At 42.6% G+C, this 16659-nt stretch carries 10 protein-coding genes; 4 read left to right on the forward strand and 6 right to left on the reverse strand.

Translation table 11 applies throughout. The features are described from left to right. Positions 1–350: 350 nt before the first annotated feature. Complete coding sequence (locus HMPREF1528_RS01860) at positions 351–560, reverse strand: twin-arginine translocase TatA/TatE family subunit (RefSeq protein ID WP_016478407.1); 210 nt, start codon at positions 558–560, stop codon at positions 351–353. 102 nt (positions 561–662) lie between these two features. Here HMPREF1528_RS01860 and HMPREF1528_RS01865 point away from each other — a divergent pair, with 102 nt between their 5' ends. Beyond that, a complete protein-coding gene (locus HMPREF1528_RS01865; RefSeq protein ID WP_009421835.1) occupies positions 663–1523 on the forward strand; it encodes an oxidoreductase in 861 nt (286 codons plus the stop codon). A gap of 190 nt (positions 1524–1713) precedes the next feature. Here HMPREF1528_RS01865 and HMPREF1528_RS01870 read toward each other — a convergent pair whose 3' ends face one another. Beyond that, a complete protein-coding gene (locus HMPREF1528_RS01870; RefSeq protein WP_015782219.1) occupies positions 1714–1947 on the reverse strand; it encodes a twin-arginine translocase TatA/TatE family subunit in 234 nt (77 codons plus the stop codon). A gap of 129 nt (positions 1948–2076) precedes the next feature. Here HMPREF1528_RS01870 and HMPREF1528_RS01875 point away from each other — a divergent pair, with 129 nt between their 5' ends. From HMPREF1528_RS01875 to HMPREF1528_RS01885, 3 genes are read left to right on the forward strand one after another with little or no spacing between them, the layout of a single operon-like run. Then, positions 2077–3051: a M23 family metallopeptidase gene (locus HMPREF1528_RS01875; protein WP_002675822.1), complete on the forward strand. Its 975-nt coding sequence runs from the start codon at positions 2077–2079 to the stop codon at positions 3049–3051. 36 nt (positions 3052–3087) lie between these two features. Next, positions 3088–3867: a DUF695 domain-containing protein gene (locus HMPREF1528_RS01880; protein ID WP_016478408.1), complete on the forward strand. Its 780-nt coding sequence runs from the start codon at positions 3088–3090 to the stop codon at positions 3865–3867. A gap of 15 nt (positions 3868–3882) precedes the next feature. Further along, on the forward strand, positions 3883–4215 hold the full coding sequence (locus HMPREF1528_RS01885; RefSeq protein ID WP_009411004.1) for a MerR family transcriptional regulator: 333 nt from the start codon (positions 3883–3885) through the stop codon (positions 4213–4215). A 319-nt stretch (positions 4216–4534) separates the two neighbouring features. Here the strand turns inward: HMPREF1528_RS01885 and HMPREF1528_RS01890 are convergent, their stop codons facing one another. The 4 genes from HMPREF1528_RS01890 to HMPREF1528_RS01905 form a co-directional block, all read right to left on the reverse strand. Next, on the reverse strand, positions 4535–6601 hold the full coding sequence (locus tag HMPREF1528_RS01890; protein WP_016478410.1) for a beta-galactosidase: 2067 nt from the start codon (positions 6599–6601) through the stop codon (positions 4535–4537). A gap of 43 nt (positions 6602–6644) precedes the next feature. Next, positions 6645–10688 (reverse strand): hybrid sensor histidine kinase/response regulator transcription factor, encoded by a 4044-nt coding sequence (locus HMPREF1528_RS01895; RefSeq protein WP_016478411.1) that lies wholly within the window; start codon positions 10686–10688, stop codon positions 6645–6647. 506 nt (positions 10689–11194) lie between these two features. Further along, a complete protein-coding gene (locus HMPREF1528_RS01900; protein WP_016478412.1) occupies positions 11195–14254 on the reverse strand; it encodes a glycoside hydrolase family 2 TIM barrel-domain containing protein in 3060 nt (1019 codons plus the stop codon). 24 nt (positions 14255–14278) lie between these two features. Continuing rightward, complete coding sequence (locus tag HMPREF1528_RS01905) at positions 14279–16591, reverse strand: glycoside hydrolase family 3 N-terminal domain-containing protein (RefSeq protein WP_016478413.1); 2313 nt, start codon at positions 16589–16591, stop codon at positions 14279–14281. Positions 16592–16659 lie beyond the last annotated feature (68 nt).

Genomic DNA, 16659 nt, shown 5'->3' on the forward strand with positions numbered 1-16659 from the left:
GGCTCGCACCCTGAAGACCTCAAAGCTATTGCGCTCTCAAAAGAGCAAGGAAATCTCGGTATGGTTACAAGCAATGACGATGTTTTTAAAGAAATCCAATATTTTAGAAGTTCAAAACAACAACCTATATCTTGAGAATAAAATCTATAATAATAAGAAGTATAAGATTTTTTACTCAAAAAGTCGCTTTTGTGGCTTGTCCCCTTCTCTTCGGAAAGTCTGCGAGAGCAGAGTATGTGAGGAACGGAGGTAGGCTTCTAAATGTGAACACCCTATCTGATTAACAAAAATCTTCCCTACCTATCGCTTTTGCGTCGCTTTCCTAGTGCCTGTGGCCTGTGGCCTTACATCTAATTTCCCAATTTCCCTATTGAGTCTTTCATTTTTTCAATTTCTTTTTGAGTCTCTTCTACAATTTTAGTATCTACACCTGCCTTTTCAGCACCGCGTTGTATTTCAGTTTTAATCTCATCGGTAGCATCGCGCAGTTGGCGCATTGCCTTTCCTAAACCCCGCGCAATACTTGGGAGCTTATCAGCCCCAAAAAGCATTAAAACCATATCAAATTTAACTTCAACAGAATTTTAACATTGCTTTAACTTGCTAAGAGAAATCTAATTTATATCTTTGCTTCATTATTAAAATTATAATTTAATTACAGAATGAAAAAAGTGTATTTTATAACAGGAGCAAGCAGTGGTTTAGGTAAAGCAATTGCTTTGCAAACTTTGAAAGAAGGCAATGTAGCAGTACTTGCTGTTCGCAATCCAGAAAAAGTAACTGATTTAGTAAATACTTTTAGAGAAAACACATTGGTTGTCTCATTAGAAATTACTAATGAAAAAGAAAGACAAGAGGCAATACAAACAGCTATAGCTAAATTTAGTAGAATAGATGTGTTAGTAAATTGTGCAGGAAGAGGCGATTTAGGAGCTTTGGAAGAATTTTCAAGTCAGCAAATACGTGCTCAAATGGAAATCAATTTCTTTGCAACTATTGAGCTTACTCGTTTGGTATTACCTATAATGCGCCGACAAAAAAGTGGTAATATTGTAAATGTATCAAGTATTGGAGGACGCGTAAATATTGGTGGATTTTCACTTTATGGAGCTGCAAAATATGCTTTAGAGGGCTTTTCTGAAGCACTTTACCACGAAGTAAAACCTTTAGGTATCAGAGTAACAATAGTAGAACCAGGAGCTCTTAGGACTCATTTTGCTGGAGCAGGTAATTTACGCCCTGAAAATCATATTGTTGATTATGACGATACTATTGTACCTCTGCGCAATTATCTTTACGGAAGTGATGGAAAACAACAAGGAGATCCAGAGAAAGCAGCAAAGGTTATTATCAAAGCTATCAATGATAAGGAACCTCCTTTGAGACTCGTATTAGGAAAAGATGCTTATGACCTTTTAGAAGCTAAAAGAACAGAAGAAAAGGAAGAACTTAATAAATGGCGTCCTTTAGGTGAAGCTATAGCTTTTGATGATGCTGAGTTTGTTGCTATTGGTAAAAATTAAAGTTATTTATTGATTATTATAAAAGCCCTTTCTTAATTTCTAATAAAAAGGGCTTTTATAGTATCTTATCCTTATATTGTGAGAAATTCCACAAATATTGAGTTTGTAGGAGTCTATTGTTTATATTATAAAAGTTTCATCTCACGCCTTATATCTCTTAGAGATTTTCTAAAAAACTCAAAAAAAACTTCTAACCCTTAAAATCTTCTTTCATTTTTTCAATTTCTTTTTGAGTCTCTTCTACGATTTTAGTATCTACACCTGCCTTTTCGGCACCGCGTTGTATTTCGGTTTTAATCTCATCGGTAGCATCGCGCAATTGGCGCATTGCCTTTCCTAAACCACGCGCAATACTTGGGAGCTTATCAGCTCCAAAAAGGATTAAAACCATAAAAAGTATGAATATAATTTCTGAAAACCCCATAAAATCAATTAACAATTGATAATTAACACTATGGCCTATGGGCTACTGCCTATGGCCTATTCACTGCAAAATTACATTTTTTTTGTCATAAAACAGCAAATATCATATTTTTTTTATACTTTTGCCCGTATGAAAAAGGTAAAATATTATTACGACCCCGATACGCTCTCGTATAAACGCATCCTCTCCCGAAAGCGTACAAAGGTGCGCAATGCTTTGATTTTTCTTACAGCTGCTGCACTCTTCGGGATTTTATTCTCTTTTATAATGATTAACTCGCGCTTGTTTTTCACCCCCCGCGAGGTGGTATTAGCACGCGAGATTAAAACCTATGAAACCAACTACCAAATCCTGAACAAAAAGATGGAATTGGCGGAAGATGTGCTTGCCGACCTTGAAGAACGCGATAATAATATGTACCGCCTTTACTTCAATGCTCCTATTATCCCCGATAGTGTTCGCAAAAGCCTCAAAGACCCTAACCGCTATAAAAACCTCGAAAAATACGGAAACTCCAAACTTGTTGCCAATACAAACAAACGCTTAGACATATTGCGAAAACAGTTGGTCGTACAGTCGAAATCGTTAGATGAGATTGCTAAACTTTCTAAGGCAAAGGAAAAATTCCTGTCTTCTATTCCTGCCATTCAGCCTATTAATAATAAAGATTTAAAGCATATGGCATCGGGATATGGTTGGCGTATCGACCCTTTTACCAAAGCGCGTAAGTTCCATTATGGTATGGACTTCACTGCACCCCAAGGCACTCCTGTATATGCTGCGGGCGATGGTGTAGTAGCACGTGCCGACAGCAATGCCTCAGGTTATGGTAACCACATTCGCATCGACCACGGTTATGGCTATGTAACTCTCTACGGACACCTTTCGGCTTACAACGTGCGTGCAGGGCAACACGTCAAGCGTGGCGACCTCATAGGAAGGGTAGGAAGTACCGGTCGCTCGGAAGCTCCACACCTGCACTACGAAGTGATAAAGAACGGCGAACACATCAACCCGATACACTTCTATTATGGCAACCTTACCCCGAGCGAATACACCGAGATGCTACACGTTTCTACCCAAGAAAATCAATCGCTTGACTAAGATGATTGGAAATAGTATTTTGTTAATTAAACCCATATGACTCACCATAATCTTCCCCAGAATTGGGACTTCTTTATGTGCCATATCGAAGGCGTCCCAGCTTCTATACGCACCAATTTAGCCTTGTTTGAGCTTGCTCCTCTCGAGGGCTTATCGCAACGTTTACAGTTTTATATAAAAATGAAAAATCCTACTCCTGATGGATTTCCTTCAAAGGAGGAGTATCCTATCCTCTGTGATATAGAAGATGCCATAAACGAGAAAGCCGAAGCCACAGGAGCAGTATTGGCAGGTGTGGTAAAATCCGAAGGCTTTTTAGAGCTTTGGTTTTACTGTAATAATGCGGAAGTTTTAGCACAGACTTGCGAAGAAGCGTTACAAGCTTTTGAGGGGTATAAATCGGGATATAATACCGCTGAAGATGCCCAATGGGAAGATTATTTCGACTTTCTTTATCCTGATGAGTTTTCTTATCAAACGATGCAGAACAGAAAAGTGCTAATGCAACTTGAGAAGAAAGGAGATAAGATGGAAGTGCCTCGTGAAATCGACCATTTTATCTACTTCAAAAGTGAGGCACAACAACAAGGTTTTGCCGAGAAAGTAGCCGAAAAAGGCTATAAAGTGCGTTTGAGTGATGAGAAAACAGTAGAGGAACGAAAATCCGAAGGTCATACTTTTCCTTACACCGTCGAAGCCACACGTGAGGATAGTCCGTTAGATATCAATAATATCGTATGGGAACTGATAGAGCTCGCTTCTTCTTTTGAAGGAGAATACGACGGCTGGGGCTGTGTGAATGTAACTGATAACTGATAATTTCTTAGAGAAATGGATATTGTATTACCCGATAAACTATATTACACCATAGGAGAAATAGCCAAGGCTTTCAATGTGAATGCTTCTCTTATTCGCTTTTGGGAAAAGGAATTTTCTATTATCAGCCCGAGAAAGACGAGTTCGGGAAGCAGGAAATTCTCTCCCGACGATGTTAAGAAACTCCAGCTCATCTATCATTTGGTAAAAGAACAAGGCTACACCCTTGAAGGGGCGCGTCAGCGTCTTAAAGAAGACAAGCAGAAACCTCTTACAAACCTTGATGTGGTTACAAAGTTAGAGCGTGTAAAGCAAATGCTTATCGATATCAAAGAAAATCTTGAATAACGTCAGTTCGATATATACAATATTGATTTACAATTATATTTGTATTACAATCTGTGTGAATCTCCAGTAGCAAAGCTACCAATCCGTGCGCATCACAACTGATAATAATAGAGATTTATCTGTGTCAAATCCGTGTAATTCGTGAAATCTGTGCGAGACATTTAAAATATCAAAGCTATCCATTTGTTTGATTTTTTTAAGATTTGTAAGATTTCTGTAGCATAAGCTACACTTTTTTACATCGAATAACAAAAAAGCTGTACGATGTAACTATACTCGTACAGCTTTTTTAGGAAAAAACATCAATATTAATTTGTATCTATTTCCAAAGAATTACTAAGGTCTCTTCAGAGGATAGGCGTGCGGTGTTGGCTGTTGCACTTCCTCCCTTATCCGCAAAAACGACCGAAGGATTTACTCCTTTGGGGCAACGCAATGCCACTGTGGTAGCTTGTGGGCGTTTGTTGATGAGGATCGTAAGGTATTGATTGCCTTTTTGCATTGTATACATTTGCACTCCTTTTTGGTAAGTTTCAAACTGAAAAGGCACTGTAGCTTGCGCTTCGGCGAGTAGCAAACGCGAAAGCGCTTCCCCTTTGTCACTTCGCAAAGCGCCCAACCCCAATAGCGATGGAAACCAAAAGGTCTCTCCCTTCACAAAGCGATGTCGCGTTGCCAACACACTATTCCCCTCTTGGGCAACGATTTTCCCTTGAGTATTGTAGATGCTTCCTTTCCAAAGGTGGGCAGGCAGGGGTGCGTTTTGGTAATTTACACTGAAATCGGTAGGGAGGCATTTTACTTCTTTCAGCGCTCCCCCTAATACATCTTGTAGCGGAAATCCTGTGTGATGTAGGGCAAACATATTTTCGTCGTAGAACGCGCTGAGTCCTTCCATTATCAGTTTGCCACCATTGCGTACAAAGTTGCGCAGGGGTTCCCAATAACGCGATGGGAGGCTTATTTGTCCTGATAAAATAATGGTTTCGCCTTTGTAAGAGGGTTTGTTCCAATTGAACTCATCAAAGCACTGAAACTGACTATTGATACCGTTTTCAAGTAGGGTTTCGTACATTGCAAACGCCGATTTCATAGCACCTCCCGTGTTTCTGCCCTCGTAATCATTGTTGGTATTATCATTTAGTTGCGCTTTCTTTTCTACCCAAAGTGTTTCGCGGGTATAAAGGATGTGAATGTTGGCTACTACGGGTTTAAATTTGCTGCTGTTGATTTTTCGGAGTGTTTTGGCAACTTCGGAGGCAGCTATGAGTCGGTTGGTAGGTTGGTTTTGGAAATCTACGAGTGCCCATTCGCCTGCTTCATCACCCACAGCACGCGGGTTTAAGCACCAAAACAAGATGTGTTCAGCACCATTGCCAATGCTCGTCCACAGCCATTGGGTGATTTCTTCTTTGGTAGGACAGAAGGCTTTATAACCGCTGTAAGTGTTGTTGCCTCCTTGCAATTCGGTTACCCAAAAAGGCAATTCATCTGCTCCCGAACGTATGATAGCGCAATTCGCTCCCAAAGCTGTAGCGTACTGATTTCTGTGAAACATTGTGTAATGCCAACTGGGGTGAGCAGAAGCGCCTAACGAATTGAGGAAGTTGCGCCAAGCGGGGAAGTTGTATTCGGCAATATTGCTGAATATTTGGTGAGAATTGACGTGCAAATAGGCATTAGGGTCGTATTTTTTTACCTCGTTGGCAATCCATTGCAGGTACCAAGTGTTGTAATGTAGCAAGAATTGTTGAGGGGTAAAATCTACTATTTGTGGGTAGCCTTTGCTGTTGTAGGCAGTAGGTTGTAGTGTTTTGAGCCATTCACTTTTTTGGGTATTGGCAAAAGCGTCGTCAGGCACCCAACTCCCTGTTCCAGGTTCGTTCATCAGCACCCAACCATAGAGGGCAGGTGAGGTTTTGAAATGGGTTACTACTTGCTTGATATAGGTAGCAATTTCTTGTAGATGTGCCTGCGAATAAGGGTGCTTAAAGCCGCCTAATGAATTGTCGGGGGCAGCAGGGAAGAGCGTGCCTACAATCTTCACATTGTACCGCTCTGCTGCTTTAAAAGCCTTGTCGAACAGCGAGAAATCCCAAGTACCGTCGGGGCGCTTCATATAGTTCTCAAACATACGAATGCGACAACAGTTCATTTGGTGCTCGCTGAGGAGTTTGAACCAAGTATTTATCTCCTCATCACTTTGACCAGGCTCTATGAACACCTGTGCACCAATGGGTGATACATAGGGTTGCGCTTTCACAGTGGTAGTGATGGAGGCAATCCCAACTAATAAAAGCCATATATAACTTCTTAAAAACATACAAATACTTTTTTGGTGGTACATTTTGTGTTGCAAAGGTAAGGCAATAAAGTATTTATCCACTTATCTTTTCTTTTAGAAAACTTATCAAATTAGCTTATACACTTCACTTTTCACTTTCCCCTTTTAAATACTCTCTCGGTGAGACATTGTAGAACTTCTTAAACGAGCGACTGAAATTTGATAGCTCTTGGTAACCCACCTTATAGGCTACTTCTGAGATGTTCAAATTGCCTTGCTTCATCAGTTGGGCAGCGGCGGTCATACGTATTTGTACAATCACGTTGTAAGGGGTGGTGTTCATAATGGCTTTTACCTTTTTGAAGAGTTGGTTAGTGCTCATATTTAGGGCATCGGCGAGGGCATCGATACCAAACTCAGGGTCGCTGAGGTGTTCCATTACAATGTTGTTCACTTTATCTACAAACTCTTTTTTCCAAGGTTGCCCGATGAGTTTTTCGCGGTACACATTCAGGTCAGATGAAGAGCTGTACTGTTCCCACAGCTTCTTGCGAGAAAGCAGTATATTTTCGATGCGTTTGCTGAGTATTTTAGCCGAAAAAGGTTTGGTGATATAGTCTTCCACACCCAAACTGTAGCCCTCTACCACTTGTGATTCCTTGTCTAAGGCGGTGAGCAGAATGATAGGAATATGGTTTGTTTTTTCGTTAGCGCGCAGTTCTTTTACCATTGAAATGCCATCGCGTTTGGGCATCATAATATCCGATACGATAAGGTCGGGGATATGGGTAATAGCCAATTCTAAGCCCTCTTCACCATCGCGTGCCAATAGTACGTGGAAATGCTCGTTGAGAATGTGCTGTATATAATCGCGCATATCGTCGTTGTCTTCCACTACCAAAATAGTCTCTTCCTTGTCGGTTGCATTTTCTTGTGGAGCTATTTCTTTTACCGCTTGGGTAGTGTCTATCTGTTGCAAGGTGATAGACGCCTCGTCGTGGAGTTGTGGCACATCTAAAATAGGCAACAATACCGTGAAGGTAGCCCCTTGTTTTTCTTCACTTTCCACCTCTATATGTCCTTGGTGTAGGTCGACGAGGTCTTTGGTGAAGGCGAGCCCTAAGCCAGCCCCCTCGTTGTGGATTTCTTTTTGGCGTTTGCCTTGCAAGAAAGCGGTAAAGAGCTGTTTTTGTTCTTCTTTGGAGATGCCAATGCCTGTATCGGCTATCTTGATTTGCAAAAACTTCTGCTGATTTTGCACCACAGTAGCAATGAGCACGGTGATTGCACCTTTTTCAGGGGTGTATTGGAAGGCATTTCCGATGAGATTGTAGAGAATTTTGTCTAATTTATCGGCATCAAAAGGCATCCACAAGCTGGGCATTGTACTCTTGATAGTGTATTGTATTTGTTTTTCTAAAGCCAGATAAGCAAAGGTTTCGCTCACTCCTTTTACAAATTTCACTACATCGTCGTATTGTAAATTCAGCTCTAATTTGTTCTTTTCTAACTTTCTAAAATCGAGTAATTGGTTGATGAGGCGCATCAGTTTTTGGGCGTTGCGCAACATCATTGTATATTTCTCTTTGTGCTGCTTAGGAGAATTCTCATCATCTACCATTTGGTTTAGCGGACCTACAATCAGTGAAAGCGGTGTTTTGAACTCGTGAGAGATGTTAGAGAAAAAGTTGGTTTTCATCTCGTTGATTTCGTACATACGCTGGGCTTCCAATTGCGAGATACGCAGGTTCTGCTTGTCTCTTTCCTTGATGGTGTAATACTTCACAATAAGCACGAGCAAGCCCACCCCCAGCAAGGTATAGAGGATATAAGCCCAAGTTGTTCGCCAAAGCGGAGGGGCTACTATTATCTTAATCGTAGTAGGTTTTTCGCTCCACACCCCGTCGTTGTTAGTGGCTTTTACTTTGAAAATGTAAGTACCTGGGTTAAGGTTTGTATAGGTAGCGATGCGCTCGGAAGCATCGTAAATCCAATCGCTGTCGAAACCTTCGAGCATATAGGCGTATTGGTTTTTGAAAGAAGCGCGGTAGTTCAATGCCGAAAAACGGAACGATATTACTGATTGCCAATGTTTTAGGTGAATGCTTTGGGTCTCGTCTATTACCTCGGTGAGCACCCCGCCTTCTTCTGGTCGTACCGATTTGTTGAATATTTGAAAATCGGAAATTACTACTTTGGGTTGGGTTTGGTTAAGGGTAAGCTGTTGAGGATAGAAAGTATTAAAACCGTCTTTTCCTCCAATGAGCAACTCGCCGTCTTTGGCTTGTGCAAAAGCTCCTAATTGAAAGCCCGAATTTTGCAATCCGTCGTACTCGTTGAACACTTGAAATTGTTGGCTTTTTGGGGTGTATTTCAGTACTGCCGAAGGGGTACTCATCCACAGATTGCCCTTATCGTCTTCTGCCAAACCGAAAATAGGGTCGCCATAGTCGGTGCCTTTACGGCGAATGAGTTCAAAGCGTTGGGTTTTCTTGTCGAACTTGTGTAGCCCTCCTTTGGTGCCTATCCACAAGGTGCCGTCCTTGCTCTCGTGGATAGCCGTAATAAAGTCGTTGCTCAGGGCGTGTGTGTTGTTTTTCAGGGCTGTATAAGTGTGTTTGAGTTTTAGGTCGCGGGTGTAACAACGCAAGCCTTTTTCGGTACCTACCCACAAAAGGAGGTCTTGGTCGCGGTGAATTACGTGGGTTTTATCTTCGGGGTAGATGATGTTTTTACTTTCAAATAGCGGGGTAAAAACACCCGTAGCGGGCTGGTAGTTAATTGCCCCCAACTCGGTAGCAAGCCAAAAGGAATTATCCCAATCTTTGGTAATTTGATAGACGTTGCGGTAGGTGTAGTTCGTACCGGTAGGCACTGGAATGGGTACTTGACTAAAACTGTTGGACGAAGGGTTGTACTTAATGAGGTAATTGGCGTAGTTGCCTATCCAAATATTGCCTTCGGCATCTTCACAAAAAGCCTGATAGAGCTGGGTATTAGGGTTGTAGGACTGGTTGCTAAAAGCGGTGAGTGTCTTTCTGTCGGGGTTGAGTTTATCAATATGGTTTAAGCCACCTATCCAGAGGTTGCCTTTGCTGTCCTTAAAGATAGCGCGCACTTGCTTTTCCGAAAGAAAATTCTTGTACCTCACCCATTTGAATTGGGCAGGGGTAGGGCTAAAATAGTAAATCCCTGAGGCAGTACTCACCCACATCAGTTGGCTTTTATCTCGGTAGATGTGATTCACACTTTCATTAGCGAGTTGCGGGTTTTGCAAGTCGGTAATGGTGTGAGTGTTTTTGTTGAGGAGTTTGATGCCCTCGTTGGTCTCTATCCAAATGTTGTGCTGACCGTCATCGGCTACCGAAAGCACGTTCACATTGTGCGTGCAATGGGTCGCGTCGCATACGGCATAACGTTGGTAGTTTTTCGTTTTTTCATTTAAGCTATACAAACCACCGTGAGCTGATGATACCCAAACAGTGCCTTCTGGGTCTTTGTAGAGGTTGAAAATGTGCTTGCATACCTTCTCATCAGTGCCGTTTGTATGCCAGTAAGGGTGTAGCTCAAATTGTTTTTCTTTGCGGTTAAAGCTATACACCCCGCCACCCCACGAACTGAGTATGAGCGTGCCATTGGTAGCCACCATACCCGTAAGGGCGTTGTTCAGAGGTTTGGAAGTACCTTTTTCTCGAATGTCATAATGAGTGAAAACACCTGTTTTGGGGTTGAGCATATCCAGTCCGCCACGGTCTACGGCTATCCAAATCATACCCGCTTCGTCCTCTACTATGCCCGCTACATCGTTATAGCTAAGGCTTTTACTGCCTTTTTGATGTTTGTAGGTGGTGAAGATACCCGTGCGCAGGTTCAGTTTGCTGAGTCCTTCGCCTTTTAAGCCAATCCAAAGGTTGTGCTGACTGTCTTCAAACAAACACCTGATAGAGTTCCCTGCAAGGCTGTTCTTCTGGGTGCTATTGTACTTATACACAGTGATATCATAGCCGTCGAACTTGTGCAATCCGTCATCAGTGCCTATCCATATAAAGCCTTTTGAGTCCTGCAACATACTGGTTACCTCATTGCTCACCAATCCGTTGTGGGTAGTGATTTTGGATAGATACGCCCAGTCCTGCGCTGAGAGCAACGCAGGAAATAACACCCATATTATGTAGAGTAGTTTTCTCATTTCCAAATTTGCTAATTATCTAATTTTTCTTCCCCTTTTCCGTCCCTACATCCCCCTCTCCCAAGGAGAGGGACGGGGTGAAGATTCCTTTTCTTTCGCCTCGAAACCCCGATTTTAACATTTTTAGCACTGTTGTATTATATTATGAATCAACCACTTATATACCCTTTCTATACCAATCGTCCAAGATTCGTATAAGCTTCCTATAAGCTCTCTATAAGCTAACCCCACCCATCTTACACCCTTTTTTCACCAAAATCTCTCCCACTCTCCTTTTGGAAACCTCCGTTTCCTTCCGAACTCCTCAACCCTCCCATTTGCTAATTTCTCTTTTCCGTCACTAATTTTCCCTTTGAAGATAGCCAGCAAGCTGGCGTAGCTGGGTATGTGTACCGCGAGAGCGGAGTATGTGCCAAGGGGGTGTTTATACAAAACTAAGAGGATTTTTATATAACGATAATGACCGTCGCTTTCCTAGTGCCTATGGACTAAGGCCTAAGGCCTCCTCATTTCCCCCCTACCTGAATGCTAAATTCGTAATGATAATAAGGTTGGTTGAGCAAAAACTCTTTATGTACGCGTGGTGACCAGCTGTCGTCACCTCCTACACCCATTTGAGCCTCATCAATGTGCAAATAAGTGTGGTCTCCACGGTGCAGTTCTTGGGTTTCTTTGGATTGGTTCAGCGCGTCATCGGAATAGTCTTGCACGTTGAAATTAAAGAGTTTAGGAGCACTGATGTACAGTTCGGTAGTGCCCGAAAGGAGTTTGAGCCAACGGATATCGATATGGTTGCCGTTTTCAGAAGGCATCACATAAGGGAAGTACATATCCTTTACTGCACTACTGTGAATACCCACAAAAGCCGATTCTTTTCTATCGGCATAAGTTTCATAAGGACCTTTGCCGTACCATTCCACTTTGTTAAAACTCTTGTCGAGTGTTAGGAGCATTCCCACTCTTGCCAAAGGAGGCACAGAGGCAGGTACTTCCACATTTGTGCTGATATCAATACGCCCGTCGCCATTGATGAGGTAAGTTACTTGTTGGCTGATATTGCCCGCTTTGGTTTCAATGTGGTTGTGTGCTACTATTTTCAGTTGGGTTTCCCCTATGGGCGTAGCTTTCATTTCGGTAGCTGTTACCACAGCTTCTTTTAATCCCGCTTTGCGCCAAGCTGAGGCATATGATTGTTCAAAACCACCTTCATCGTTATCGGTAGGCACACGCCAAAAAGAGGGTACCATCGCTTCTGAAAGTAGGTTTTTCCCTTTATGTGTAAATTGACTTAAACCGCCCGTTTTTTTGCTGAATACAGCTGTAAAATTGTCGCCTTTTACGGTGAAGTTTGTCGCTTCGTCAGTAAAGGTTAGTTTTTTATCGGAAGGCTTGGTGAGTTCTCTCTCAACACGGTTAGGAAAGGCGAGTTGTTCTTTGGCTACTTCAAAATCTTTTGAAGCCCAAGCAGTAGCTTTTTTATTCTTAAAACGGAAGTTCATAAAGTATTCATTGCCGTTTTGTACTAATTTTGTTTTGAAAGGTATTTGTAGGGCTCTTTGGCTTTGTGGGGCGATGTTCAAGTCGTTGATTACCCCATTGGCGATAGGCTTGCCATTTTCGATAAGTTCCCATTGCAAATACACCTCATCGCTATTTACAAAGTATTTGCTATTGCTGATGAGCACTAAACCTGTGTTGATATCAATATCCTTTACATTGAAATACTGATATACCTTTTTCAGTTCGTGCATTTCGGGTTGAGGAACGCCTGTGGCATTTACCAATCCGTCGTTCACATTCGCCTTGTCGATATGATTGATGATGTTCCAATACTCTTTGTCGTTCTTATCTTTGCAACGCAACGCTTGATCTTTCCAGTCCCACGTAAAACCACCTTGGTAGCGCTCATTGGTAGCAAAAAGCTCCCAATACTTGCGGAAGTTGCCTAAGCTGTTACCCATAGAATGGGCATATTCGCAAATAATCACAGGGCGTTTTGGGTCTTCGGTAAAGAGATTGTTCAGGTGGTTGAGCTCGGTGTACATATTAGAGATGATATCGTAATGCGAGAGCACCCCTGCATAAGCAGGATTTTTAGACTCGTAGTGTACGGGGCGCTTTTGAGGGTCGAGTGCTTTTATCGCCTCATAAGCTGCATCAAAGTTCTTACCCCAACCCGATTCATTCCCCATCGACCAATAGATGATACAAGGGTGGTTCTTGTCGCGGGCAACCATATTCACATTGCGCTCCACGATATCTTTTTGCCATTCGGGGCGTTCGCCTATGTAGTAGCCACTCTCCCACAATCCGTGGCTCTCGATATTAGCTTCGTCTACCACATATAAACCATATTCGTCGCAGAGGGTATACCACTCAGGCTGATTGGGGTAGTGAGAGGTGCGCACCGCATTGATGTTGTGCGTTTTCATCAGGATAATATCGTCAATCATCGATTGGCGGGTGATGGTGCGACCATTATAAGGGTCGAACTCGTGGCGGTTCACTCCTTTAAACTTCACAGGCTTGCCATTCACAAGGAGCAATCCGTTGTTTAGTTCAACTTTCCTGAACCCTATATTTTGAGTAAACGATTGTAACACTTTGCCTTTGGCGGTGAGTAAACTGAGTTCCACTTTGTAGAGGTTAGGGGTTTCGGCAGTCCATTTCAACGGATTTTTTACGGCTATTTGGGAACTAACGGTAGCTTCTTTTCCCGCAGCAATATCCGCAATAGAGGCTTTTTCAGCGCCTATCACATTGCCTTTGCTGTCTTTAAGGGTGGTTTGTACCACAAGGGCATCACTTACTTTTTCGCCTAAATTCTGTACCTCTACTTGCACCTGCAAGGTAGCATCGCGGTATTGCGCATCGAGCTGAGGATATACTGAAAAGTCACGCATACGCAACTCGGGGGTAGCAAATAGGTATACATCGCGATAGATACCGCTGAGTCGCCAAAAATCTTGGTCTTCTATATAACTGCCGTCCGACCAGTTCAAGACTTTTACATATAGCTCGTTTTTGCCTTTTTTTAGGTAAGAAGTGATGTTGAACTCGGCAGGTAGCATTGCATCTTCGTGATAGCCCACTTGCTTGCCATTGATGAACAAATACATCGCCGATTGCACTCCCGCAAAGTGAATGAACACTTGTTCGCCTTTCCATTTGCTGGGCAAAGTGAATTGCGTTCTATACACTCCCGTAGGGTTGTACTCCTTAGGGGTGTAAGGAGGGTTCATCTCAAACGGATATTTGATATTGGTAAAAACAGGAGGGTCATATCGGTTGCTTTGCAGTTGCCAATTTGAAGGCACTTTTATAGCGTCCCATTGGGTAATGCTTTTGCCCAAAAAGAAATCGGCAGGCACTTGTGAAGGGTGCTTGAAGTAGGCAAACTGCCAATTGCCGTTGAGGAGTACTTTTCCAGCCGGCTCATAGTGGCTATGGCTTTTTTCGGTGTTGATACTGCTTACCGCTAAGTTTTCCCAATCGTGGGTTTGCGCTATGCCGAGGCTACTCGCCAAAGCAAGTACTGATAAGAATAAGGTACGTTGTATTCTCATAATCGTTTACTATTTTATGGTTTGTTATTCTTCTATTGTAAAATGTTGTTCATTACTATTATCGGCAGAATGTAAGCCCACCCACAGCAAGCACTCGCTGGGCTCAGTGTCTTTTTTCCCATTGATGCCGTAAAAAGCAAGAGCTTCGGAAGGCAGTTCAAAACGGACTTGTTTGCTTTCACCTGCTTTGAGAGATATTTTCTGAAACCCTTTCAATTCCTTTACGGGGCGACTAACACTTGCTACTAACTGTCGGGTATAGAGTTGTACCACTATTTCGCCCTCGGTTGTTCCTGTATTCTGCACAGAGGCATTTACTATAATGCTATCGTTATAGCGTTTGATACTTTTTTTATTCAGATGCACATTACTAATAGCAAAGGTAGTGTAGCTGAGTCCGTAACCAAAAGGATAAAGAGGCGTAATGGAACTATCTAAATACCCTGCGTTATAATGAGGGCGGTGGTCTACTTCTTCATTATTTGTATATACAGGTCGCCCTGTACTCTTGTAGTTGTAGTAAATAGGAATTTGCCCTACACTGCGCGGGAAAGACATCGTTAAGTGCCCCGAAGGATTTACATCACCTGCTATCACATCGGCAATGCCATTGCCCCCTTGCGTACCAGGAAACCACGCTTGCAAAATAGCTTGTACATTCTCGTTTTCCCAAGAAAAGTCGAGTGGTCGTCCGCTAAAAGTAATGATAGCTATAGGCTTGTTTATGGCTTTTAGTGCTTCGAGCAATTGGCGTTGTGCTTGAGGCAAACGAATGTCAGTGCGCACCGCCGATTCTCCTGTCCAGTTGCTCTGTTCACCTACGGCTACTAATACCCTATCGGCTTTGCGAGCTATAGCAACCGCTTCTTTGAGTTGTTCTGTTGAAATAGTTGTAAAACCACAGCCTTCGGCATAGAGAAGTTTTACGTTTGTAGCCTTGTATTTCTCGGTAAGCCCTGTGAGTAAACTCACGCTTTGTTTGCCGTCGCCTAAGCACGTCCAACTGCCGTTAATATCACTTGTGTTGTTCATCATAGGGCCTATTACAGCAATCGTTTTACCGCTATCTTTTTTGATGGGTAACACTTCAGCTTCATTTTTCAAGAGTACTACTGAGGAAGTAACAGCTTGTCGCGCTACTTTCAGATATTCCTCAGTAAAAGTATTTTCTTTGGCACGGGTTTCATCTAAATATCGGTAGGGGTCATCAAAAAGACCTAAAAGGAACTTCATTTCCAATATATGCCTTACTGCTTTATCAATTTGAGCTTCGGTTACTTTGCCTTCTTTCACTAAGGCACTAAGGTATTTAATAAAGGTTGCCCCGTTCATATCCATTTCTATTCCTGCATTGGCTGAGAGGTTTGCCGCTTGTTTATCATCTTTGGCTACCCCGTGTCGCACCAACTCGTTAATGCCTGTGTAATCACTCACTAACAAGCCGTTAAAGCCCCATTCTTTGCGAAGCACCTCAGTAAGCAACCACTTGTTGGCGGTAGCAGGTACACCGTTTATCTCGTTCAAAGAAGCCATTATACTGCCTACACCTGCGTTTAGGGTCGCCTCATAAGGAGGTAAATATACATTGCGCAAGGTGTGCATAGAGAGTTCAGCTGTATTATAGTCCTTGCCTGATTCGGCAGCTCCATAGCCGGCAAAGTGTTTACCACAAGCTAAAAGCGTGTGAGGGCTACTCAACGTTTGCCAATTGTCTCCCCCTTGAAATCCTTTTACGCGCGCTTCGGCAATAAGGCTTCCTAAATAAGGGTCTTCGCCTGCGCCTTCCATTGCGCGTCCCCAACGAGCATCGCGGGTAATATCTACCATAGGGGCAAACGTCCAGTTGATACCATCGGCACTAGCTTCACGGGCAGCGAGTTCAGCTGTTTTGCGCATCAATGCCAAATCCCACGAGCAAGACTCAGCTAACGGAATAGGGAAGATAGTTTTATAGCCGTGTATCACATCTTGACCAAAGAGGATAGGAATACCCAAACGCGTTTGTTCTACCGCTATTTTTTGTAATTTTCGTATACCTGCAACCGAAGTAGCGTTAAAAATACTTCCTACCAAGCCTTTTTCGAGGTAAGGTTGGTACTTATCAGCCATTACAGGACCTGTAACCGACCAATCGGCTGAGAATTGTGTCATTTGTCCGATTTTTTCTTCAAGAGTCATCAAATGTAGAACCGAATCTACACGCTGTTCTATGTGTTTATCGCCACTGAAACTCTTTTGGGTGAATTTTTCATTATCAGATTTTAGAATAGCGGGTGCTGCGCAACCTATCATAAGTAACGAAATAAGCGTTTTAAAGATGTGTTTGCTATATCTCATAGATACATTAACGTTTTTATAAAAAACACCTTCCTGCCTGTACCCTTCCCTTGAAATGAGAATTACAT

Source organism: Capnocytophaga sp. oral taxon 336 str. F0502 (assembly GCF_000411575.1).
Taxonomy (GTDB): Bacteria; Bacteroidota; Bacteroidia; order Flavobacteriales; family Flavobacteriaceae; genus Capnocytophaga; species Capnocytophaga ochracea.